The 22,275-nt window shown below is 67.3% G+C and carries 17 protein-coding genes; 13 read left to right on the top strand and 4 right to left on the bottom strand.

The annotated features are described in order from the left end of the window. Positions 1 to 12 precede the first annotated feature (12 nt). Both DXK94_RS10875 and DXK94_RS10870 read right to left on the bottom strand, forming a co-directional pair. Positions 13 to 3,906 carry a Pls/PosA family non-ribosomal peptide synthetase gene (locus DXK94_RS10875; RefSeq protein ID WP_395928993.1) on the bottom strand — a complete coding sequence of 1,298 codons (3,894 nt, stop codon included), beginning with the start codon at positions 3,904 to 3,906 and terminating at the stop codon, positions 13 to 15. 210 nt (positions 3,907 to 4,116) lie between these two features. Further along, on the bottom strand, positions 4,117 to 5,082 hold the full coding sequence (locus DXK94_RS10870) for a quinone oxidoreductase (protein WP_115525002.1): 966 nt from the start codon (positions 5,080 to 5,082) through the stop codon (positions 4,117 to 4,119). Between the two features lie 132 nt (positions 5,083 to 5,214). On the opposite strand from DXK94_RS10870, the gene argC reads away from it, so the two are divergent. From argC to DXK94_RS10820, 10 genes are all read left to right on the top strand, one after another. Beyond that, positions 5,215 to 6,246 (top strand): N-acetyl-gamma-glutamyl-phosphate reductase, encoded by a 1,032-nt coding sequence (gene argC, locus DXK94_RS10865; RefSeq protein WP_115525001.1) that lies wholly within the window; start codon positions 5,215 to 5,217, stop codon positions 6,244 to 6,246. Continuing rightward, positions 6,243 to 7,409, top strand: a complete 1,167-nt coding sequence (argJ, locus tag DXK94_RS10860) for a bifunctional glutamate N-acetyltransferase/amino-acid acetyltransferase ArgJ (RefSeq protein WP_115525000.1) — start codon at positions 6,243 to 6,245, stop codon at positions 7,407 to 7,409. The genes argC and argJ overlap by 4 nt, the downstream gene beginning before the upstream one ends. Positions 7,410 to 7,450: 41 nt before the next feature. Continuing rightward, on the top strand, positions 7,451 to 8,410 hold the full coding sequence (gene argB, locus DXK94_RS10855) for an acetylglutamate kinase (protein WP_079595451.1): 960 nt from the start codon (positions 7,451 to 7,453) through the stop codon (positions 8,408 to 8,410). Beyond that, on the top strand, positions 8,407 to 9,693 hold the full coding sequence (locus tag DXK94_RS10850) for an acetylornithine transaminase (RefSeq protein WP_115524999.1): 1,287 nt from the start codon (positions 8,407 to 8,409) through the stop codon (positions 9,691 to 9,693). Before argB ends, DXK94_RS10850 begins: the two co-directional genes overlap by 4 nt. Next, complete coding sequence (argF, locus tag DXK94_RS10845) at positions 9,690 to 10,724, top strand: ornithine carbamoyltransferase (RefSeq protein ID WP_079595449.1); 1,035 nt, start codon at positions 9,690 to 9,692, stop codon at positions 10,722 to 10,724. Before DXK94_RS10850 ends, argF begins: the two co-directional genes overlap by 4 nt. Further along, positions 10,724 to 11,254, top strand: a complete 531-nt coding sequence (locus tag DXK94_RS10840) for an arginine repressor (protein WP_079595448.1) — start codon at positions 10,724 to 10,726, stop codon at positions 11,252 to 11,254. Before argF ends, DXK94_RS10840 begins: the two co-directional genes overlap by 1 nt. 45 nt (positions 11,255 to 11,299) lie before the next feature. Beyond that, positions 11,300 to 12,505 carry an argininosuccinate synthase gene (locus tag DXK94_RS10835; RefSeq protein ID WP_079595447.1) on the top strand — a complete coding sequence of 402 codons (1,206 nt, stop codon included), beginning with the start codon at positions 11,300 to 11,302 and terminating at the stop codon, positions 12,503 to 12,505. Then, positions 12,502 to 13,917 (top strand): argininosuccinate lyase, encoded by a 1,416-nt coding sequence (gene argH, locus DXK94_RS10830; protein ID WP_115524998.1) that lies wholly within the window; start codon positions 12,502 to 12,504, stop codon positions 13,915 to 13,917. Before DXK94_RS10835 ends, argH begins: the two co-directional genes overlap by 4 nt. Positions 13,918 to 14,001: 84 nt before the next feature. Next, positions 14,002 to 14,538, top strand: coding sequence for a pyridoxal 5'-phosphate synthase (locus DXK94_RS10825; RefSeq protein ID WP_115524997.1), 537 nt, complete (start codon positions 14,002 to 14,004; stop codon positions 14,536 to 14,538). A gap of 10 nt (positions 14,539 to 14,548) precedes the next feature. Continuing rightward, a complete protein-coding gene (locus DXK94_RS10820; RefSeq protein ID WP_115524996.1) occupies positions 14,549 to 15,310 on the top strand; it encodes a maleylpyruvate isomerase family mycothiol-dependent enzyme in 762 nt (253 codons plus the stop codon). A gap of 85 nt (positions 15,311 to 15,395) precedes the next feature. Here the strand turns inward: DXK94_RS10820 and DXK94_RS10815 are convergent, their stop codons facing one another. Further along, positions 15,396 to 15,890: a methylated-DNA--[protein]-cysteine S-methyltransferase gene (locus DXK94_RS10815; RefSeq protein WP_115524995.1), complete on the bottom strand. Its 495-nt coding sequence runs from the start codon at positions 15,888 to 15,890 to the stop codon at positions 15,396 to 15,398. Further along, positions 15,887 to 17,374, bottom strand: coding sequence for an AlkA N-terminal domain-containing protein (locus DXK94_RS10810; RefSeq protein ID WP_115524994.1), 1,488 nt, complete (start codon positions 17,372 to 17,374; stop codon positions 15,887 to 15,889). Before DXK94_RS10810 ends, DXK94_RS10815 begins: the two co-directional genes overlap by 4 nt. 112 nt (positions 17,375 to 17,486) lie before the next feature. Between DXK94_RS10810 and DXK94_RS10805 the strand changes: the two genes are divergently transcribed. Genes DXK94_RS10805 through tyrS form a run of 3 tightly spaced genes read left to right on the top strand, consistent with a single transcriptional unit; the run spans position 17,487 to position 21,798 of the window. After that, positions 17,487 to 18,179 carry a DNA-3-methyladenine glycosylase gene (locus DXK94_RS10805; RefSeq protein ID WP_115524993.1) on the top strand — a complete coding sequence of 231 codons (693 nt, stop codon included), beginning with the start codon at positions 17,487 to 17,489 and terminating at the stop codon, positions 18,177 to 18,179. Between the two features lie 52 nt (positions 18,180 to 18,231). Then, a complete protein-coding gene (locus tag DXK94_RS10800) occupies positions 18,232 to 20,460 on the top strand; it encodes an AAA family ATPase (protein WP_115524992.1) in 2,229 nt (742 codons plus the stop codon). A 24-nt stretch (positions 20,461 to 20,484) separates the two neighbouring features. Beyond that, positions 20,485 to 21,798, top strand: a complete 1,314-nt coding sequence (gene tyrS, locus DXK94_RS10795) for a tyrosine--tRNA ligase (RefSeq protein WP_115524991.1) — start codon at positions 20,485 to 20,487, stop codon at positions 21,796 to 21,798. The last annotated feature ends 477 nt before the right edge of the window (positions 21,799 to 22,275 follow it).

Here is a 22,275-nt window from a genome sequence, read left to right as displayed (position 1 = left end):
CTTTGCTTGCTTTTAGGCAGGGGGTGCTGCGGGTCCCCGCCACGGACTGACCGGGTTGCCCATCCAGTACGTTGCGGCGGGGACTGTTTCGCCGCGCATCACCAGGGACGCCGGTCCCACGGTTCCGCCCGCGCCAACACTTGCCTGCGGGAGGATGACGCCGTGCGGGCCCATGGTGGCCCCGTCTTCGAGCGTAACAGCGTCTATGCTCATCACCCGGTCGTGGAAAAGGTGCGTCTGCACCACGCATCCGCGGTTCACCGTGGCGTTCCTGCCCAGCGTCACCAGGTCGGCCTCCGGCAGCCAATAGCTCTCGCACCACGTGCCGGACCCGATTTTCGCGCCGAGGGAACGCAGCCACCAGACCAGGGCGGGGGTGCCGGTTGCGGCGCGGGCAAACCAGGGTGCACTGACCAGTTCGATGAAGGTGTCCACCACTTCATTGCGCCAAATGAACGAACTCCACAGCGGGTGCTCGCCGGCACGGATCCGTCCTACCAAAATCCATTTGGCGATGACGGACGCTGCGGCGGCCACCGCCCCGGCCAGGAGCATCACGACGCCGCTGAGGATGGCCGCGCCACCATAGCTGAAGGTTGCGGCCAGCCAGTCAAAGGCAAGCATGGTGCCGACCGCGATTCCCACCGTGAGCACCACCGGCACGAACCTGCCCAGTTCCCAGAGGGACCGGGCCAGTTTGAGTTTCAGCGGTGGCTGGAATGTGCGGGAGTCGTCGGAGGCGATGGCTGTCCGCCGCAGCCGGACGGGTGGGCTGCCCAGCCAGGAGGTGCCCGACTTCGCCTTCGCGGGGGTCGCGGAGAGGACTGCCACCAGGGAATTCTTGGGAACGCTGCGTCCTGCGGCCGTCATTCCTGAATTGCCCAGGAAGGAACGCTTGCCGATTTTGGCAGGAGCCACCCGGAGCCAGCCGCTGTCCAGTTCGTAGGAGGCAACCATGGTGTCATCGGCCAGGAACGCACCTTCGCCCACGGTGGTCATTGCGGGAATCAGCAGGACGGTGGACGCTTCCACGTTTTTGCCGATCTTTGCCCCCAGCAGCCGGAGCCACACGGGCGTGAAAAGGCTCGCGTAGATGGGAAACAGCAGGTCCCGGGCAAGGTCCAGGACCCGCTCCGTGGCCCAGACCTGCCAGCCGACGCGGCTGCGCACCCGGTGATACCCCTCGGTAAGGCCGATGCTGAGCAGCCGCGTGACGGCCAGGATCAGCAGGGCATTGGTGAGGAACCATGCCAGGGAGGCCAGTGGAAGGGCCAGCAGCAGCTGCGGCAGGGCAGCCGACAGCGAGGCGCTGCCTTGGATGAAGAGGAAAGCCACCCAGAGCGCTGCGGCCGCCGACAAATAAGGGATCACCGCCAGGGCTGCCGAGGCCGCGGCGAAGCCGGCAAACCACAGCCTCGCCGCGAAGGGGCCCGGGGCCGGGGCATCGGGCACCGCATGTTTTGCCTTGCCCTGCCGCCGGGCGGGGGAGCCGGCCACCAGCTGGCCTGCCTTGACCTTGCCCAGTACTGCGGATCCGGCCTCCACCTGGGCGCCGGCTCCCACGGAGGCGCCGGGCATCAGGGTGCTGCGGGCCCCCACCGTGGCCCCGGATCCGATGCGGATGGCACCAATGTGGACGTTGTCGCCGTCGATCCACCAGCCGGAGAGGTCAACCTCCGGTTCCACGTTGGCTCCGTTGCCCAGCGACAGCAGCCCGGTGACGGGCGGCAGCGAGTGGAGCTGGACGTCCTTGCCGATTTTCGCGCCCAGCGCCCTGGCGTAATGGGGGACCCAGGGTGCGCTGGCGAGGCTGATGGCGCCGGCCAGGTCCTGGATTTGTTCGGCGAGCCAGAGGCGCAGGTGGACCTTCCCGGAGCGCGGGTATGTTCCGGGCTTGACGCCACGCAGCAGGTACCTGGCCGAACCGACAGAAATCATCATCCGCCCGGCCGGGCTCACAAACACCAGCCAGGAGGCGCCCACCCACCACCACGAAACGGTGGGGGCAGCGGAGAAGCCCGCCAGCACGGCGAGCACGTTGTTGATGGCCATGACGTACGTCAGCCACCGCATGCCCACCAGGACGTGCAGCGGAACGCCCATCAGGGTTTGGAAGACCTGCGACTTGCGGGCCGTTGGCCGTACTGCACGCTCAGGAGCGGGGCCCGTACCTCCCTCCGGCCGGGACTGCCGTGCCACCTCGATCAGGGCACCCACCCGGGGCGTGGCGTAAATGTCGGCCACCGTGACGGTGGGGTAGCGGACGCGCAGGGCGGACACGAGCTGAGCCGCCGACAATGATCCTCCCCCATAGGCGAAGAAATCGGCGTCAAGGGACGTGACCGGGCTGCCCAGGACTGCGCTCCACTGCTCCACGATCCAGGCGGCATCGTCGGGCAGGTTCAGGGACGCGGCATCGGCCTCGGCTGCGCCGGCCCCGGCAAGGGGCCAGGGCAGGGCATGCCGGTTCACTTTCCCGCTGGTTTTCGTGGGCAGCGATTCCACCAGGGTGAGCAGGGGGACCAGCGCGGCGGGCAGGCTGGCCGAGAGCTGGTCCCGGGCAGCGGCCAGGTCAAGGTCCTGCCCGGCGACGGGCGCGAGGTAGCCCACCAGGATCTGGTTGCCGGCCGCCGTCGTCTGGACTGCCGCGGCAGCTCCGGCCACCTGCGGGAGTGACTGCAGGGCCGCGTCAATTTCGCCAAGCTCAATCCTGCGCCCGCCCAGCTTCACCTGTTCGTCCGCCCGGCCCTGGAAAATCAGGCCCGCCTGCTCATAACGCACCAGGTCTCCTGACCGGTAGGCACGCGACCAGCCCAGCCCCGGCATCGGTGCATATTTCTCCGCGTCCTTGGCCGGGTCCAGGTAGCGGGCCAGGCCCACTCCACCGATGATCAGCTCACCCACCTCGCCCTCGGCCACCGGCACGCCGTTTCCGTCAACCACGGCCAGGTCCCAGCCGTCCAGCGGCAGGCCGATCCGCACGGGACCCGGCCCGCCTAGGGGCGCCGCGCACGCCACTACGGTTGCTTCCGTGGGGCCGTAGGTGTTCCAGACTTCCCGCCCGGCCACGGCCAGGCGGGTGGCCAGCTCAGGCGGACAGGCTTCGCCGCCGAAGATCAGCAGGCGGACGTTCTCCAGCGCTTCGGCGGGCCACAGCGCTGCAAGCGTGGGGACTGTGGAGACGGCGGTGATTCCGTGGTTGATAAGCCACGGGCCCAGGTCCATGCCGGTCCGCACCAGCGCCCGCGGGGCCGGGACCAGGCAGGCCCCGTGCCGCCACGCCAGCCACATCTCCTCACAGGAGGCGTCGAATGCCACCGAAAGGCCGGCCAGGACCCGGTCCTGCGGTCCCAGCGGTTCACCCTGGAGGAAGATCCGCGCTTCGGCATCCACAAAGGCTGCTGCTGACCGGTGGCTGACGGCCACCCCCTTCGGGGTGCCGGTGGAGCCCGACGTGAAGATGACCCAGGCGTCATCGTCAGGAACAGGCGGGCGGGCACCGGCAAAAGGAACTGTGCGGGCGGGACCGCCCAGGGTGGATTCCTGGAGTACGCCGCCGGCTTCCAGGACGCCCGCCACCCGGGCCTCGCCGAAGACCAGCCGCGCACGTTCGTCGGGATCGTCCGCGTCGACGGGAACGTAGGCCGCCCCCACCAGGAGCACCGCGAGAATGGAAACGTAGAGCTCGTTGGTGCCGGACGGAATCCGCACGCCGATTCTGTCGCCGGCACCCAGGCCTGCCTGGTGCAGCCGCCTGGCCGCCGCCCGGACTTCTCCCATCAACTGCGAGTAGCTGAGCGAGCGGTGGCCGTCGTCCAGGGCTGAAGCGTCGGGATGCCGGGCTGCAGTGTCCCGCAGGATGTCGATGAGGGTCCGCTCCGGGGGCGCAGCCAGGGACCCGGGCAGCTGGGGAGCGTACCTTGGGGCTTCCCCTGAGGGCTGTCCGCCGGGCGGGACGTCACGGGAGGGACGGACGTCCTCAAGGGGGACCTGCTGCTGAGTCACTCCGGCATTCTGCCCGTGCCAGATGAACAGAAGATGTCCCGGATGGCCGAACATTCCATTCCTGCAGGCCTTGCGTTCACCTTTTGTTCATCTTTTCTGTGGCGGCAGCCACTACGGGATCAGAATCACTTTGCCGGTGGTGTTCCGTGCTTCCAGGTCGCGGTGCGCCTGGGCGGCCTGGGACAACGGGTAGCGGGCACCGATGCGGACCTTCAAACTTCCATTGGCTGCGGCGGCGAAGATCTCCCCGGACCGCCAGCGCCGCTCCTGCTGGTTGAGCAGGAAGTGGCCCAGGGTCGGCCGGGTCAGCGTCAGCGATCCGCCGGCGTTGAGGCGCTGCGGATCCACCGGGGGAACCGCTCCTGAAGCGGCCCCGAACAGGACCAGCATTCCGCGCGTCCGCAGGCAGGACAGGGAACCGTCGAAGGTGTTGCGGCCAACGCCGTCGTACACCACATCAACGCCTTGCCCGTTGGTCAGCTCACGGACGTGGTGGGGAAATCCGTCGTACCGAAGCACATGGTCCGCCCCGGCAGCCCGGGCAAGTTCTGCCTTGGCGTCGGAGGAAACAGTGGTGATGACCCGGGCGCCCCTTTCCTTCAGCAGTTGGGTCAGCAGCAGGCCCACGCCGCCGGCGCCCGCGTGCGTCAGCACCGTGTGTCCGGGCTCCACCCTGAAGGAGGAGTTGATCAGGTAGTGGGCAGTCATGCCCTGGAGCGGCAGTGCCGCGGCGGTGAGGTCATCCACCCCGTCCGGCACCGGGAGGGCTTTGGCTTCGTCGATCAGGGTGTATCCGGCATAACACCGCGAGCCTTCCGCCGTGGCCACCCGGCTGCCTACGGTGAAGGATTCGACCCCCTCGCCCACCTCCTCGACCGTTCCCGCGGCTTCTGATCCGGGCGTGAAAGGGAAAGGCACCTGGTACATGCCGCCCCGCTGGTAGGTTTCGATGAAATTGACTCCCACCGCTGCCACCTTCACCAGCAGCTGGCCCGGACCAGGGACGGGCCGCTCAACATCCGCATACTCAAGGACTTCCGGGCCGCCTGCCTGGCGTGCGACGATTGCATGCGTCATTGCTCTCCTTCCCCGGGCCCGGCTTTTCCGGCCCCGGCTGCCGGAACCATCCTAGGGACACTTCTCCCTCAGCCGACAAGCCATGCATAAATATCGGCGCCTATGCATAACTATTGCTGTATAGTCGGGGTCATGACTATTTCTGTTGCAGTGTCGGGCGCCAGCGGCTACGCCGGGGGAGAGGTCCTCCGCCTCCTGGCCGGTCATCCGGACGTCACCATCGGCGCCATCACGGCCCACAGCAACGCCAGCTCCCGGCTCGGCGAACTGCAGCCCCACCTGCATGGACTTGCCAGCCGCATCCTCGAAGACACCACAGTGGAGAACCTGTCAGGCCATGACGTGGTCTTCCTGGCCCTGCCGCACGGTGCCTCGGCCGAGATCGCCGCACGCCTGCCCGAAGGGACGGTGGTGATCGACGCCGGCGCCGACCACCGCCTGGAGGACCCCGCAGCGTGGGAAAAGTTCTACGGCTCCGCGCACGCCGGAACGTGGCCCTACGGACTCCCGGAGCTTCCCGGCCAGCGCGAGGCGCTTAAGGGCGCCACCCGCATCGCCGTTCCCGGCTGCTACCCGACGTCGGCCCTGCTGGCCCTGACGCCCGGGTTCGCGGCCCACCTTTTGGAGCCCGACGACGTCGTCATCGTTTCCGCGTCCGGCACCTCGGGTGCCGGCAAGGCAGCCAAGGTAAACCTGATCGGTTCCGAAGTCATGGGTTCCATGAGCCCCTACGGCGTGGGTGGCGGGCACCGCCATACTCCCGAGATCGAACAGGGCCTGTCCAATGCTGCAGGTGGGCGGGTGACCGTATCCTTTACCCCCACGCTGGCCCCCATGAGCCGAGGCATCCTTACCACCGCAACAGCCCGCGTTAAAGCCGGTACCACGGCAGCGCAGTTGCGGCAGGCCTGGACCGACGCGTACGACGACGAACCGTTCGTGCACGTCCTTTCCGAGGGCCAGTGGCCCACCACCAAGTCCGTGCAGGGATCCAACCATGCCGCGATGCAGCTGGCCTTCGACGCCCACACCGGCCGCGTGATCGTCACCTGCGTCATCGACAACCTCACCAAGGGAACGGCCGGCGGCGCCGTCCAATCCATGAACATCGCACTCGGCCTGCAGGAAACCGCCGGCCTCAACCTGCAGGGAGTAGCCCCGTGACCATCACCGCACCCCAGGGATTCCGGGCCGCCGGCGTCACCGCCGGACTGAAGGCTTCCGGCAAGCCCGACCTGGCCCTGGTGGTCAACGACGGGCCCGAGAAGGCCGCTGCCGCCGTGTTCACCAGCAACCGGGTGGCCGCAGCGCCCGTCCACTGGTCCCGCCAGGTGGTCTCCGATGGCCGGGTGGACGCCGTGGTCCTCAACTCCGGCGGCGCGAACGCCTGCACCGGGCCAACCGGCTTCCAGAACACGCACAGCACGGCCGAAAAGGTGGCAGAAGTGCTGGGCATTTCCGCCACCGACGTCTTTGTCTGCTCCACGGGCCTGATCGGCGAGCAGCTTCCCATGGACAAGATCCTTCCCGGCGTGGAGGCTGCCGCCGCGGCCCTCAGCACCGACGGCGGCCCGGCTGCCGGCACCGCCATCATGACCACCGACTCGGTCCCCAAGTCCGCGCTGTTCATCGGCACGGACTCCGACGGCCAGGAGTTCACCATCGGCGGCATCGCCAAGGGGGCCGGCATGCTTGCACCCGGCCTCGCCACCATGCTCGTTGTACTCACCACGGACGCGGGGGTGGAGCCGGAACTGCTCGACGTCGTCCTCCGCGACGCCACCCGCGTCACCTTCGACCGGGCCGACTCGGACGGTTGCATGTCCACCAACGACACCGTGGTCCTGCTGGCCTCCGGCGCCTCCGGGGCCGTGCCCTCTGCCGAGGCTTTCACCGCCGGCCTCACACAGGTCTGCGCCGAGCTGGCGCGGAAGCTCATCGCCGACGCCGAAGGTGCCAGCCACGATATCGCCATCCGGACGTTCAACGCGGCCAGCGAAGCGGACGCCGAGACGGTGAGCCGTTCTGTTGCCAGGTCCAACCTCTTCAAGGCCGCGATCTTCGGCAAGGACCCCAACTGGGGCCGCGTGCTTTCCGCGGTGGGCACCACCGACGCCGTCTTCGAACCGGACCAGCTCAACGTGGCCATGAACGGCATCCAGATCTGCCGCAATGGCAGCATCGGCGACGACCGCAGCCTGGTGGACCTTGAGCCGCGCGAGGTCCTGGTGGAGATCGACCTGCAGGCCGGCGACGCCGAAGCCACGGTCTGGACGAATGACCTCACCCACGACTACGTGCACGAGAACAGCGCCTACTCCAGCTAGGTGCACTGGCCCATCACCGGAACCCCTGCGGAAGCGACAGCATGAACACCCAGACGCGCGAGACCACCAGCATGTCCGACGCCCAGGCAAAAGCCGGAACGTTGATCGAGGCACTGCCCTGGATCCAGCGCTTTGCCGGCACCACCATGGTGATCAAGTACGGCGGCAACGCCATGGTCAACGATGACCTGCGCCGCGCCTTCGCCGAGGACATCGTGTTCCTCCACCACGTGGGGATCCACCCCGTGGTGGTCCACGGCGGAGGCCCGCAGATCAACTCCATGCTCGGCCGGCTTGGCATCGAATCCGAATTCAAGGGCGGACTCCGCGTCACCACCCCTGAAGCCATGGACGTGGTCCGCATGGTGCTCACCGGACAGGTGGGACGGGAACTGGTGGGGCTTATCAACTCCCACGGGCCCTACGCCGTCGGCATGTCCGGGGAGGACGGCGGCCTGCTGCGCGCCGTCCGCACCGGGACAGTGGTGGATGGCGAAGAAGTGGACCTTGGACTGGTGGGCGAGGTGGTCGGCGTCGACCCCGCCGGGATCAAGGACATTCTCGACGCCGGGCGCATCCCCGTGATCTCCACCGTGGCCCCGGAAATTGTCGACGGCGGCGACGGCGTCCCCGGTGCCGCCAGGTTCCAGCCCACCGGCCAGGTGCTGAACGTCAACGCCGATACCGCCGCCGCTGCCGTTGCCTCCGCGCTGGGTGCGTCCAAGCTGGTGATCCTGACTGACGTTGAGGGACTCTATGCCAACTGGCCGGACAAGTCCTCGCTGATCTCCTCCATCACGGCCACCGAGCTGCGGGGAATGCTGCCGAAACTTGAATCAGGCATGATCCCCAAAATGGCAGCGTGCCTCAAGGCCATTGACGAGGGAGTGGAACGGGCGCACATCGTGGACGGCCGACTGCCGCACTCCATGCTTCTTGAAACTTTCACGACCGCCGGAATCGGTACCCAGGTGGTTCCGGACGAGGAGACCAACGCATGAACCAGAATCAGAAGGCCACGGTGGCTGAGCTGCCCGAAACCCCGTTGACCGAACTGGTGGAAACCAGCGGCCACGCAGGGTCGGAGTGGCTGGCCCGCTACTCCACCTCCCTGATGGGCGTCTTCGGCACCCCGCAGCGCGTCCTGGTCCGCGGTGCCGGCTGCCTGGTCTGGGACGCCGACGGGAAGGAATACCTGGACCTGCTGGGCGGCATCGCCGTCAACGCGCTGGGCCACGCCCACCCGTTCGTCACCTCGGTTATCGCCAGCCAACTGGCCACCCTGGGGCACGTCTCCAACTTCTTCACCAGCCCCACCCAGATCGCGCTGGCCGAAAAGCTCCTGGCGCTGGCACACGCGCCGGCCGGGTCCAAAGTGTTCTTCACCAACTCCGGCACCGAGGCCAACGAGGCCGCGTTCAAGCTCGCCCGCCGCAACTCCGGTGCAGCCGCAGGTGAAACGCCCACGCGGACAAAAATCGTGGCACTGGAAGGGGCCTTCCACGGGCGCACCATGGGAGCGCTGGCCCTCACCGCCAAGGAAGCGTACCGGACGCCCTTCGAGCCGCTGCCCGGCGGCGTGGTCCACATTCCGTTCGGCGACATTGCTGCACTGGAAGCCGCCGTCGACGAAACGGTGGCCGCCGTTTTCCTGGAGCCCATCCAGGGCGAAGCCGGTGTCCGCCACCTTCCGCCGGGCTACCTGCAGGCAGCCCGGGACGCCACCACCAAGGCGGGTGCGCTGCTGATCCTGGACGAGGTCCAGACCGGCATCGGCCGGACCGGCAAGTGGCTCGCCAGCGAGGACGCCGGGATTGTCCCGGACGCCATCACCCTGGCCAAGGGCCTGGGCGGCGGCTTCCCCATCGGTGCCCTGGTCACGATGGGCGAGCAGACGTCGTCGTTGTTGTCCGCGGGCCAGCACGGCACCACCTTTGGCGGGAACCCCGTGGCAACGGCGGCCGCCCTCGCCACGCTGCACGCGATCGAAAACCAGCATGTGCTGGACAACGTGCGCCTGGTGGGGGAGCACCTCCGCTCCGCGCTGGCGGCCGTCCCGGGCGTCACCGAGGTCCGCGGCGAAGGCCTGCTGATCGGCTTCGACCTTGACGCCGACGTGGCGCCGGCCGTGGTGCAGGCCGGGCTGGATGCCGGCTTCATCGTCAACAGCCCGGGACCGCGCACCATCCGCCTGGCACCGCCGCTGGTCCTCACCACGGCCCAGGCCGACTCCTTCCTCGCCGCCTTCCCGGCAATCCTCCAGAAAGCTAAGGACGCCCAGTGACTTCTGCCGTTTCCACCAGCGCAGCCCCTGAGAAGAACACCACCCGGCACTTCCTCAAGGACACCGACCTCAGCCCGGCAGAACAGGCTGAGGTCCTGGAGCTTGCCGCGCGCATGAAGGCGGCGCCCTACAGCGTCCAGCCCTTCGCGGCGGAGGGCAACAGCCGCAAGACCGTCGCCGTGATCTTCGACAAGACCTCCACCCGCACCCGCGTCTCGTTCGCCACGGGCATCGCGGACATGGGCGGCAACGCCCTGATCATCAACCCCGGCGAGGCGCAGATCGGCCACAAGGAATCCGTGGAGGACACCGCCAAGGTCCTGGAGCGGATGGTCTCCACGATCGTGTGGCGTACCGGTGCACACTCCGGCCTGGTGGCCATGGCGGAAAACTCGAAGGTCCCCGTCATCAACGCGCTGTGCGACGACTACCACCCGTGCCAGCTCCTGGCCGACCTGCTGGCCGTCAAGGAGCACAAGGGCGAGCTCAAGGGCCTCACCATGAGCTACCTGGGCGACGCCGCCAACAACATGGCCAACTCCTACCTGCTGGCCGGGGTCACGGCTGGAATGCACGTCCGCATCGCCGGGCCCGAAGGGTACCTGCCCGCCGCGGATATCGTTGCCGCTGCCGAGGAACGCGCCGCCCAGACGGGCGGCTCGGTCCTGATCACCACGGATGCAGCAGAAGCGCTCAAGGGCGCCGACGTGGTGGCCACGGACACCTGGGTGTCCATGGGCCAGGAAGCGGAAAAGGAAGCACGGCTGCAGCTGTTCCGGGAGTACTCCGTGGACGAGGCGGCCATGGCACAGGCTGCGGAAGACGCCGTCGTGCTTCACTGCCTGCCGGCCTACCGCGGCTACGAAATTTCGGCAGGGGTTATCGACGGCCCCCAGTCCATCGTGTGGGACGAGGCGGAAAACCGCCTGCACGCCCAGAAAGCGCTGATGGCCTGGCTGATGCACCGCTCCGGCCTGGCATTCGTCGACGGTCTTGCACCCGTTGAAGGCACCGGGGAGAGCACGTTCTAGTGTCCACCAGCCCGTCGGTGCCGGGCTCCAGCCCGGCCACCAAAACCGCCCGCCAGGCGCGCATCACCGCCATCCTGACGGGTGAGTCGGTGCGTTCCCAGGCCGAGCTGGCCGCTTTGCTGGCGGACGACGGCGTGCAGGTCACCCAGGCAACGCTGTCGCGGGACCTGGTGGAACTGGGAGCGGTCCGCGTCCGCGGGAAAGAGGGCGTCCTGGTGTACGCAGTCCCCGGCGAAGGGGGCGAGCGGGCCGCGAAGAGCGGCGTCAGCCAGGAAATCCTGGACGCAAGGCTCGCCCGGCTGTGCAGTGAACTGCTGGTGACGGCCGAAGCCTCGGCCAACATCGTGGTGCTCCGGACCCCGCCCGGTGCAGCCAACTTCCTGGCCCTGGCCATCGACCATTCGGTGATGCCGTCCATCCTGGGCACCATCGCCGGGGACGATACGGTCCTGCTGGTCTCCCGGGACCCGCTCGGAGGTCCGGACCTCGCCGCCCGCTTCCTGCAACTGGCAGAGGAAGCCGGGCAATAAGCTTGAAGGCAACAACCAACAAACCCCCAACAAGGAGCATTTAAAGTGACTGAACGCATTGTGCTGGCCTATTCCGGCGGCCTGGACACGTCCGTAGCCATCGGCTGGATCGGCGAAGCCACCGGCGCTGAGGTCATCGCCGTGGCGGTGGACGTCGGACAGGGCGGCGAGTCCCTCGAGACCATCCGCCAGCGCGCCCTGGGCTGCGGCGCCGTCGAAGCCTACGTGGCCGACGCCTCCGACGAGTTCGCCAACGAATACTGCGTCCCCACCCTGAAGGCCAACGCCCTCTACCAGGGCCACTACCCGCTGGTCTCCGCCATCTCCCGCCCCGTGATCGTGAAGCACCTGGTCAAGGCCGCCCGCGAGTTCGGCGCCACCACCGTTGCCCACGGCTGCACCGGCAAGGGCAACGACCAGGTCCGCTTCGAGGTCGGCATCCAGACCCTCGGCCCGGACCTGAAGTGCATCGCCCCCGTCCGCGACCTCGCCCTGACCCGCGACAAGGCCATCGCCTTCGCCGAGGAAAAGGGACTGCCCATCGAGACCACCAAGAAGAACCCGTACTCGATCGACCAGAACGTTTGGGGCCGCGCCGTCGAAACCGGTTACCTCGAGGACATCTGGAACGCGCCCACCAAGGACATCTACGACTACACCGCCACCCCGGAGTTCCCGCCGGCACCGGATGAGGTCACCATCTCCTTCGAAGCCGGCGTGCCGGTAGCGATCGACGGCGTCCGGGTCACCCCGCTGCAGGCCATCAAGGAACTCAACCGCCGTGCCGGCGCCCAGGGCGTTGGCCGCATCGACGTCGTCGAGGACCGCCTGGTGGGCATCAAGTCCCGCGAAATCTACGAAGCCCCCGGCGCCATGGCACTGATCACTGCGCACAAGCACCTTGAGGACATCACCATCGAGCGCGAGCAGGCCCGCTTCAAGGCCACCGTTGGCCAGCGCTGGGCAGAGCTGGTGTACGACGGACAGTGGTTCTCCCCGCTGAAGCGCTCCCTGGACGCCTTCATCGAGGACACCCAGAAGTACGTCTCCGGCGACATCCGCATGACCCTGCACGGTGGCCAGGCCATCGTCAACGGCCGCCGCTCCGACACCTCCCTGTACGACTTCTCGCTGGCCACCTACGACACCGGTGACACCTTCGACCAGTCCATGGCCAAAGGCTTCATCGAGCTGTGGGGCATGTCCGCCAAGGTAGCCTCCGGCCGCGACATCCGGGTCGCAGGTCAGTGACCAGCGCTACCAACGAGGGCGCACTGTGGGGCGGCCGGTTCGCCGGCGGCCCCGCGGATGCCCTGGCCGCGCTGAGCAAGTCCACGCACTTCGACTGGCGGCTGGCGCGCTACGACATCGCCGGTTCCAAGGCGCATGCCCGCGTGCTGCACAAGGCAGGGCTGCTGGACGACGGCGAGCTTGAGGGCATGCTCTCGGCCTTGACCCAGCTGGACGAGGACGTTGCCTCAGGCGCCTACCTGCCGGCGGAGTCCGACGAGGACGTCCATGGTTCCCTGGAGCGCGGCCTCATCGAGCGGGCCGGGGTCCAGCTGGGCGGCAAGCTCCGCGCCGGCCGGTCCCGCAACGACCAGGTGGCCACCCTGGGCCGGATGTTCCTGCGCGACCATGCCCGGATCATCGCCCGCGGCGTGCTGGCCACGGTGGATGCCCTGGTGGACCAGGCCAAGGCCCACCACGGAGTGGCCATGCCGGGCCGCACCCACCTGCAGCACGCCCAGCCGGTCCTGCTCAGCCACCACCTGCTGGCCCACGCCTGGGCACTGCTGCGCGATGTGCAGCGGCTCCAGGACTGGGACAAGCGGGCCGGTGTGTCCCCGTACGGTTCGGGCGCGCTGGCAGGGTCCTCGCTGGGCCTGGATCCCGAAGCCGTGGCGGCGGACCTTGGCTTCTACTCGGCAGCCCACAACTCGATCGACGGCACCGCATCGCGCGACGTCTTCGCCGAGTTCGCCTGGGTGTGCTCCATGATCGGTGTGGACCTGTCCAGGATCTCCGAGGAAGTCATTTTCTGGGCCACGAAGGAGTTCTCCTTCGTCACGCTGCATGATTCGTACTCCACGGGGTCCTCGATCATGCCGCAGAAGAAGAACCCGGATGTGGCGGAACTGGCCCGCGGCAAGGCAGGGCGCCTGATCGGCAACCTGACCGGGCTGCTGGCCACGCTCAAGGGCCTGCCGCTGGCGTACAACCGCGACCTGCAGGAGGACAAAGAGCCGGTTTTCGATGCCGCCGACACCCTGGAGCTGCTGCTTCCGGCCGTGTCCGGCATGATCGCCACGCTCACGTTCAACACGGAGCGGATGGAATCCCTGGCACCGCAGGGCTTCGCGCTGGCGACGGACATTGCCGAATGGCTGGTCCGCCAGGGTGTGCCGTTCCGCGAGGCGCATGAGCTGTCTGGTGCTGCGGTCAAGCAGGCCGAAAGCCGCGGCGTGGAACTGTGGGACCTGACCGATGAGGAGTACGCCGCCATCTCGGACCACCTGACGCCTGAGGTCCGGACGGTCCTGTCCACGGAAGGGTCGCTGAACAGCCGCAACTCACAGGGCGGCACCGCACCCGCCGCCGTCGAACGCCAACTGGTTGCGCTGGAAGCCGAGCTCGCGGGCGTCCGGGAGTACGCCGGCTAACCACCCCGCGAGATGGCACTTCGCGGCAATGTTTTTCATAAACACTGCCGTGAAGTGCCATCTCGCGGCGTTTAAGCTGGACGCATGAGCGAAACGTTCCGAAAGTTCCTTCGCACGCTTCCCGACTTTCCGGAGTCGCTGCCGGGCTTTGATCCGGAGAACGCGCCGGCAGATCCCGTTGAGCTGTTCAAACAGTGGCTGGACGAGGCGCTGGCCGCAGGGGAGCAGCAGCCGCACGCGTTCAGCCTCGCCACTGTCAGCGCCGGGCAACAGCCGTCGTCCCGGATGCTGATCCTGAAAAACATCGACGACGACGGCTGGCACTTCGCCACATCCCGCAACTCCCGCAAGGGCCGGGAGCTTGCCGAGGCACCGCGGGCTGCCATGAACTTCTACTGGCCCTCCCAGGGCCGGCAGGTCCGGGTGGCGGGTCCCGTCGTGGAACTGTCGGCGGAGGCGTCCGCCGTTGACTGGCACGAGCGGCCCCGCGCCGACGGCAGCGACAACCCCAACTGGCAGCTCTACGCCGTCCAGCCCACGGAGTACGAGTTCTGGCAGGCCAGCAACGACGGCGAGCACGTGCGGCACCGTCTCGGTCCCGACGGCAACCGTCCGGGCTAGGATGGGCGCCATGACAGCTCCCGCACCCGATGACCTGCTCGCATGGCTCCACAAGGCCGCCGACACCGTTGCCGCTGATGCTGCAAAGTTCAGCGACGAGGACGTGCGGGCTCCCTCCGCCCTTCCGAAGTGGACACGGGGGCATGTCCTTGCCCACCTCACCGGGATCTCGAACGCCATGGCCCGGCAGCTCGAGTATGCAGCGCGCGAGGAGACCATTGAGTTATACGACGGCGGCATGGAGGGCCGGAACAGGGCCATCGAGATGGCTGCAGGACATGACGCCGCCACCCACCGTGCAGACCTCGGCGCGGCTCTGCAACGGGTCCTCAAGGCCTTCGACGCGCTGCCGGACGTCAAGGATTCCTCGGCGCACCGCATCGGGTGGTGGGCCCCCATCGCCTACCGCGGGGGAGTGGTGCTCGACGGCGGCCTGGCGCTCTGGCGCGAACTCGTCATCCATGCCTCGGATCTGAACACGGGCAGGGGACCGGAAACGTGGAGCCGGCAGTTCTGCGACCACCTGTTCGAATTCCTCGCTGCCCGGGTACCGTCGGAGGACAAGCTGGTGCTGCAGCCCTTGGGCCTGCCGCCCGTCAGCATCGGCAGCGGAAACCGTTCCATCGTGATCAGCGGCATGCTCACGGACATTGCCGCCTGGCTGGCCGGCCGCGAGCCATCACTGGGCAGCCTGCGGGCGTCTGCCGCCGCCGACGGCACCGACCTGCCCCAGCTGCTGCCCTGGCCGGCGGGCACGCCGGCCCCCCAATAGCCGGACAGGCCTTCCGTTGCCCTATCACTCTTGGTCCCTAAAACCCTGGTTTGGGAACCACAAGTGATAGGGCAATGAGGGCTGTTCAGATTTTTTCGCGGGCCAGGAGGCTCTCCTTCACGCGCAGGCCCCAGCGGAACCCGCCCAGCGAGCCGTCAGTCCGGATAACGCGGTGGCAGGGAACAAACAGTGCAGCGGCGTTGAAGGCGCAGGCGCTGGCGGCGGCCCGGACGGCTTTGGCGTTGCCCGCCAAGGCGGCGTACTCCGTATACGTCACCGGAAAACCGGGTTTGACCAGCCGGAGGACATCCCAGGCGTGGGCCCGGAACGGCCCCGATTGCTGCCGGACCGGCACGTCCATGGCGGGGCCCGGATCGCCGTCGTAGAAGGCCTCCACCGCAAGCGAAACCGCACCCAGCCCCGAAACCGTCTCCATGGATGACGGGAGAAGTGCCGGGTGGATCTGGCCGGTCAGTTCGGTGACCTCCGCTGTCCAGCCGGAGGCCAGGACCACCCCGTCCCGGGCCAGGATGGTGAAGGGGCCGTCCGGCGTGGACATCGTGAGCAGTTGGGCTTTCATGGCATCACTTTCAGGGGAACGACATTCAGGGCAAGGCTTTTGGGTGCGGCGGCAGCCCGCCACAGGTGCATGGTGGCGTAGGAGCGCCAGGGGCTGACTTCCTGGAAGTCCGGGCTCAGTTCGGTGTTGCCGCCGGTGGACAGGGCCCGGATCCCGTTCCGGACGGCGGCGTCGTTGGCAAGGAAGACGTCGGGGGCGCCAAGCACCCGCATTGCCACGTAGCCCACTGTCCACGGTCCCACACCGGGCAGCGGGAGCAGCATGGCGGTGAGGCCGGGAAGGTCGTTGCCGTAGCCCGGGTCGATCCTGCCTTCTGCCATGGCGGCGGCGGCGTTGAGGAGTGATTCCGTCCTCCGCCGGGGGCCGCGCAGCAGGTGTCCCGCCTCCGCAATTTCCGACGGCGTGGGGAAGAGCCGGTCCAGTCCGTCGCCGGGGACGGTGCTGGGGCGCCCCGCTGCGGACAGCTGGGTCAAGGCGGTCCGGGCGGCAGCCACGGTGATCTGTTGCCCCACCATCGCCCGCACCAGCAGTTCCTGCGGATCCAGCGCGCCGGGCATCCGGATGCCCGGCGCTTCCGCCACTGGGTTGGCGAGCCGGCTGTCCTCCGCGAGGGCGCCGTCGATGGCTTCGGGGTCGGCGTCAAGGTCGAACAACCTGCGGACGCGGCTCAGCAGCGCCGGCAGGTCGCGAAGGTCCACCGCGCCGATGGTGAGGGTCAGGGGCCGCTCCCGGGCGCCGGCGTCGTACTCCACCCGGAAGCGGGCGTCGCCGTGGGGCAGCCGCAGGGTCCGGGCGTAGGACGCAGCCGTCCCTGCCTCGATTCCCGGGATGGCGCGCACCGCCAGGAACGTGAAAATGCCGGGATCGAACGGCTTGCGGTAGGGGAGGCTGAGGGTCAGCGCGGTGGAGCCCGCCGCGGATTTTGTGGTCCGTCCGGTCAGGCGCAAGGCCGTGGGGGTCATGTCGAAAACTTCCAGCATGGTTTCGTTGAACTGCCGGACGCTGCTGAAGCCGGCAGCAAACGCGATGTCGGCGAGCTTCATGGATGTGGAAACCAGCAGGGTGCGGGCTGTCTGGGCCCGTCCGGCCCGGGCAAGGGACAGCGGCCCGGCACCCAGCTCCTGCACGAGGATCCGGTTGAGCTGGCGGGAAGAATAGCCCAGCCGGGCAGCGAGGCCCTCCACGCCGTCCCGGTTGATCACGCCGTCGTTGATCAGGCGCATGGCGCGGCCGGCGACGTCCTGCCGAAGGTTCCAGGCAGGGGTACCGGGAACCGCCTCCGGAAGGCACCTCTTGCAGGCCCGGTAGCCGGCGTCGTGCGCCGCAGCGGACGTCTCGTAGAAGGTGACGTTCGCGGCCTTGGGCGTCCGGGCCGGGCACGAGGGACGGCAATAGATTCCCGTGGTCCGCACGGCAGTGTAGAACTGCCCGTCGAAACGGGTGTCCCGGGCATCGATTGCCCGGTAGCGCTGCCAGAAGTCCATTACTCCATCCTGCCAGCCGCCGGACGCCCCTCCTAGCGGAAATCAGACATGGCCGTGGCCCGCCCGGCAGTGCATTGCGGCTGGACCGCGGGGAATTGGGTAAGGTCTGGCCATGAGTGAAAATCCCTTGCCGGCCGGTCCGCCGCTGCGGGAAATCCTCGCCGGCGACGCCCGCGAGCTGGCCCCGAAGCTGCTGGGTGCTGTGCTCACGCACGATTCGCGCGAAGGACCCGTCTCCGTCCGGCTGACCGAGGTGGAAGCCTATCTGGGGCCGGAGGATTCCCTGCACCCTGATCCTGGATCGCACACCTACCGCGGCCCCACGCCCCGCAACGCGCCGATGTTCGGCCCCGCCGGTCACCTCTACGTCTACTTCACCTACGGCATGCACCACTGCACCAACATCGTGTGCGGGCCGGACGGGGTAGCCTCCGCCCTGCTGCTGCGTGCCGGGGAGATCGTGGACGGGGTAGAGCTCGCGCAACGGCGGCGGCCCACGTCCAAGACCGCGGCCGACCTCGCCAGCGGCCCCGCGCGGCTCGCCAAAGCATTGGGCTTAACGACGGCGGACAGCGGGCGGGACGCCCTGGCGCCACCGTTCGGGCTGGTTCTTCCGTCCGGGCCGGCCGTGCACGTCAGTTCCGGCCCGCGGGTGGGTGTGGCCGGAGCAGGCGGCTCCGATGAGTACTCGTGGCGCTTCTGGATCACCGGGGACCCCACGGTCTCCAAATACAAGGCCGCCCAGCCCAGGAAACCGAAAAACGTGGCCGGGGCGGCCGCCGCAGCCAAGTTTCACCAGCGTTAACGGAAATGGTTGTAGAATGGACGGTCTGTCTTTTGCGATAGGGGAACGTTAAATGCTTGACGCCGATTTGGCCCACGAACGGGAGTATGTAGCCGGCCTGTATGCCCGGCTGGAAGAGCTCCGCGAGGAAAAGCGCCGGCAGTTGGCGCAGGTCCGCCGGGCCGGGGCTGTAGGCACCATGCAGAACGTTTCCGAACGTGACGCTTTCGCCGCCCTGTATGAGGACCGCCTGGCGCAGCTGGATGCGGTGGATGACCGGCTGGTCTTCGGACGCCTGGACCTGGACTCGGGCGAAGCGCAGTACATCGGCCGCATCGGCCTCACCACCGAGGACCTCCAGCGGCTCATGGTGGACTGGCGCGCGCCCGAAGCCGGACACTTCTACCAGGCCACAGCGTTTGACCGGCAGGGTGTGCGCCGCCGCCGGCACCTGATCCTGCAGGGCCGCGAGGTCAAGGCCATTGAGGACGACGTCCTGGACGCCGGAATGCTGGCGGACAACGAATCGCTGCAGGGCGAGGGCGCCCTGCTCGCAGCGCTGAACTCCAAGCGGACCGGCCGGATGTCCGACATCGTCAGCACCATCCAGTCGGAGCAGGACCGCATCATCCGTTCCTCCATCTCCGGTGCCCTGGTGGTCCAGGGCGGGCCCGGCACGGGCAAGACCGCCGTGGCGCTGCACCGCGCCGCCTACCTGCTCTACACCCACCGCGACAGGCTCAAAAGCGCAGGCGTGCTGCTGGTGGGCCCGTCGTCGTCGTTCATGAAGTACATCGAACGCGTGCTGCCATCGCTCGGTGAGACCGGCGTGGTCATGGCCAGCCTTGGCCGCCTGATGCCCGGCATCCAGGCCGTCCCGGAACTGGACGCCGCCGTCGCAGCCATCAAGGGCCGCCTGGACATGGCGGACATTGTGGCCAATGCCGTGTCCAACCGGCAGCGGATTCCCGGTGAAAACATGATCCTGCAGGTGGACGGGCGGAAGCTGGTGCTGACGCCCCGGCAGGTCCGCCGCGCCCGCGAACGTGCCCGGTCCACCGGGAAGCCGCACAACGAGGCACGGGTGACCTTCGTCAAGATCCTGCTCCGGGAGCTCACGGAACAGCTGACCGACATCGTCGAGGCAGGCAACATCGGGAACAACGCCGACCGCTCCTACCTGGCCGAGGACGTCCGGACGGCGCGCGACGTGCGGATCGCTCTGAACCTGTGCTGGATGCCCATGACGCCGGAGAAGCTGATCTCCGAACTGTTCAGCAAGCCGGCAATCCTGGAGTTCTGCACTCCCAAGCTTTCTTCGGCGGAACGGGCATTGTTGTTGCGTCCCTCGGACGCGCCGTGGACCGAATCCGACGTCCCGCTGCTGGACGAGGCCGCCGAACTGCTCGGCGAGCTGGATCCTGCGGCGGGACGGGGGCTGGCACAGCAGGAGCACGACCGTGCCCGCGACCTTGCCAACGCCAAGCAGACACTCGTCAACATGGAAACCGCCGGGGTTGACGCCCTGATGACGGCCGAAGACCTCGTGGACCAGAACCAGGAACGCGAGGCCAGGCTGACGGCTGCCGAACGTGCCACCAGCGACCGCACCTGGGCTTTCGGGCACATCGTGGTGGACGAGGCCCAGGAGCTTTCGCCCATGCAGTGGCGTCTCCTGGTCCGGCGCTGCCCCCTGAAGTCCTTCACCATCGTGGGGGACATTGCCCAGACCAGCTCTGTGGCCGGTGCCAATTCCTGGCAGGGTGCCCTCGCCCCGATGTTCGGCGACCGGTGGCAGCTGGAGGAGCTGACGGTCAACTACCGCACCCCGTCCCAGATCGCCGAGGCCGCGGTGCGGATGGCCAACGCCGCCGGCCTGGTGGTGTCTGCACCGAAGGCAGTCCGTGAAGGACGCTGGTCGCCCATCATCGATGAAGTGGAGCCGGGCACCCTGGTCAAGAGGCTCGTGGAAGTTCTGCCGGAAGAACTTGAAGCGCTCGACGGCGGCCTGCTGGCTGTCATCGCCGAAGGGGACCTTTTGCCGGAAGCCACCGCAGCCCTGCGCGCCGCCTACGGTCGGCGCATCGGCACGGGCGCGGGCAGCTACGAACAGGACATCGTGGTCATCAGCCCCCGGGACGCGAAAGGCCTGGAGTTCGACGGCGTGGTGGTCCTGGAGCCTGCCCGGATGCTCAACCACGAGCACGGCAAGGTGGGCGACCTCTACGTGGCCATGACCCGTGCCACCCAGCGGCTGCGGCTGATAGCCGGAGAACCGGTACCCGCCGGCATCGTCCGCTGAACCGGTACTGCTAACTTAGAAAGCGTGTCAGAAATCAACAGCGTCGAATCGCAGCAGAACGACCCCACTTTTGCCAACATCTGGCAGGAGCTGAAATGGCGTGGCCTGGTCCACGTCTCCACGGACGAAGCAGAGCTGGAAAAGCTCCTCGCCGGTGGGCCGGTCACCTACTATTGCGGGTTCGATCCCACCGCGCCGAGCCTCCACCTGGGCAACCTGGTCCAGCTGCTCGTGATGCGGCGGCTGCAGCTGGCGGGCCACAAACCGCTGGGACTTGTCGGCGGCTCCACGGGCATGATCGGCGACCCCCGCCCTACGGCGGAACGTACGCTCAACACCAAGGAAACGGTGGCGGAGTGGGTTGGGTACCTTCAGGGCCAGGTGCAGCGGTTCCTCAGCTTTGACGGGGACAACGCTGCCCGGATGGTGAACAACCTGGACTGGACCGCGCCGCTGAGCGCCATCGACTTCCTGCGGGAGGTGGGCAAGCACTTTCGGGTGGGCACCATGCTCCGCAAGGATGCCGTCGCTTCGCGCCTGAACTCCGATGAAGGCATCAGCTACACGGAGTTCAGCTACCAGATCCTGCAGGGCATGGATTACCTGCAGCTCTACCGCGACTACGGCTGCGTGTTGCAGACCGGCGGCTCGGACCAGTGGGGCAACCTCACCAGTGGAACCGAACTGATCCGCAAGGTGGAGGGCAAGAGCGTCCACGCCCTGGGGACGCCGTTGATCACCAACTCGGATGGCACGAAGTTCGGTAAGAGTGAGGGCAACGCCATCTGGCTCGACGCCGGGATGTGCAGCCCCTACGCCTTCTACCAGTTCTGGCTCAACACTGCCGATGCGGATGTGGTGGACCGGCTGAAGGTCTTCACGTTCCTCACCCGCGCGGAGATTGAGGACATCGCCACGGCTGTTGCCGAGCGCCCCTTTGCCCGTGAGGGACAGCGGAAGCTCGCCTTCGAAGTGACGTCCCTCGTTCACGGGCTGGAAGCCACCGAAAAAGTCATTGCCGCGTCGGCCGCCCTCTTTGGAAACGGTGACCTGGCTGCACTGGACAAGTCCACGCTCCAGGCGGCGACGTCCGAGCTTCCGTCCGCCACAGTCCAGGTGGACGCACTCGGAATCATCGATCTCCTGGTTGCCTCCGGGCTTTCGGAAAGCAAGTCTGCTGCCCGGCGCACCGTGGGTGAAGGGGGCGCCTACGTGAACAACGAAAAGGTGCTGGATCCGGAAGCCGTGATTTCCGAGGACGAGCTCCTGCACGGGCAGTACCTGCTGCTCCGCCGGGGCAAGAAGAACCTGGCCACTGTCGAAGTCCTGGTTCCGTAACAGGGGCAGACGCCACCTCCGCTTTGCCACATGCACGCCCCTCCGCAGCCGATTTGCACGGCCGCGGAGGGGCGTGTATTGTTTTCTGAGTCGCCGCCGCTGAGTGGTGACAAACCCCCAACTAATAAGAAGCAATTCTTGGTCACGCAGAGCGTGGGTTGAAGAAATGCTTCGCTTTTGGCTGGGCGGATTTATTCCGACAGAGTGAATTCCGGGAAAACAACCGGATTTGCAAAAGCGAGAATGAATGAAATAAGATTGAAACATCGCAGCGAAGAAATACGAAATATGAATTCAGCTTGCTGAATTGTTTCGGGAATATTCGAATGTGTCTGTTGTTTGAGAACTCAATAGTGTGCCAAGTTTGTTGATACCGATTTGTTTTTATGAATTGGTTGAATTTGCCGGGCCTGCCGCCCCTGTGGTGGGTCTGGTTTTGACAGCTGGTTTCAAATTTTGTGCAGTGCGTGTTGCCGT

Origin of the sequence: Arthrobacter sp. RT-1, from assembly GCF_003367205.1 — a bacterium.
GTDB lineage: Bacteria > Actinomycetota > Actinomycetes > Actinomycetales > Micrococcaceae > Arthrobacter.
Note: the sequence above shows the minus strand (reverse complement) of the source record. Positions and strands in the feature narration are given on the sequence as shown.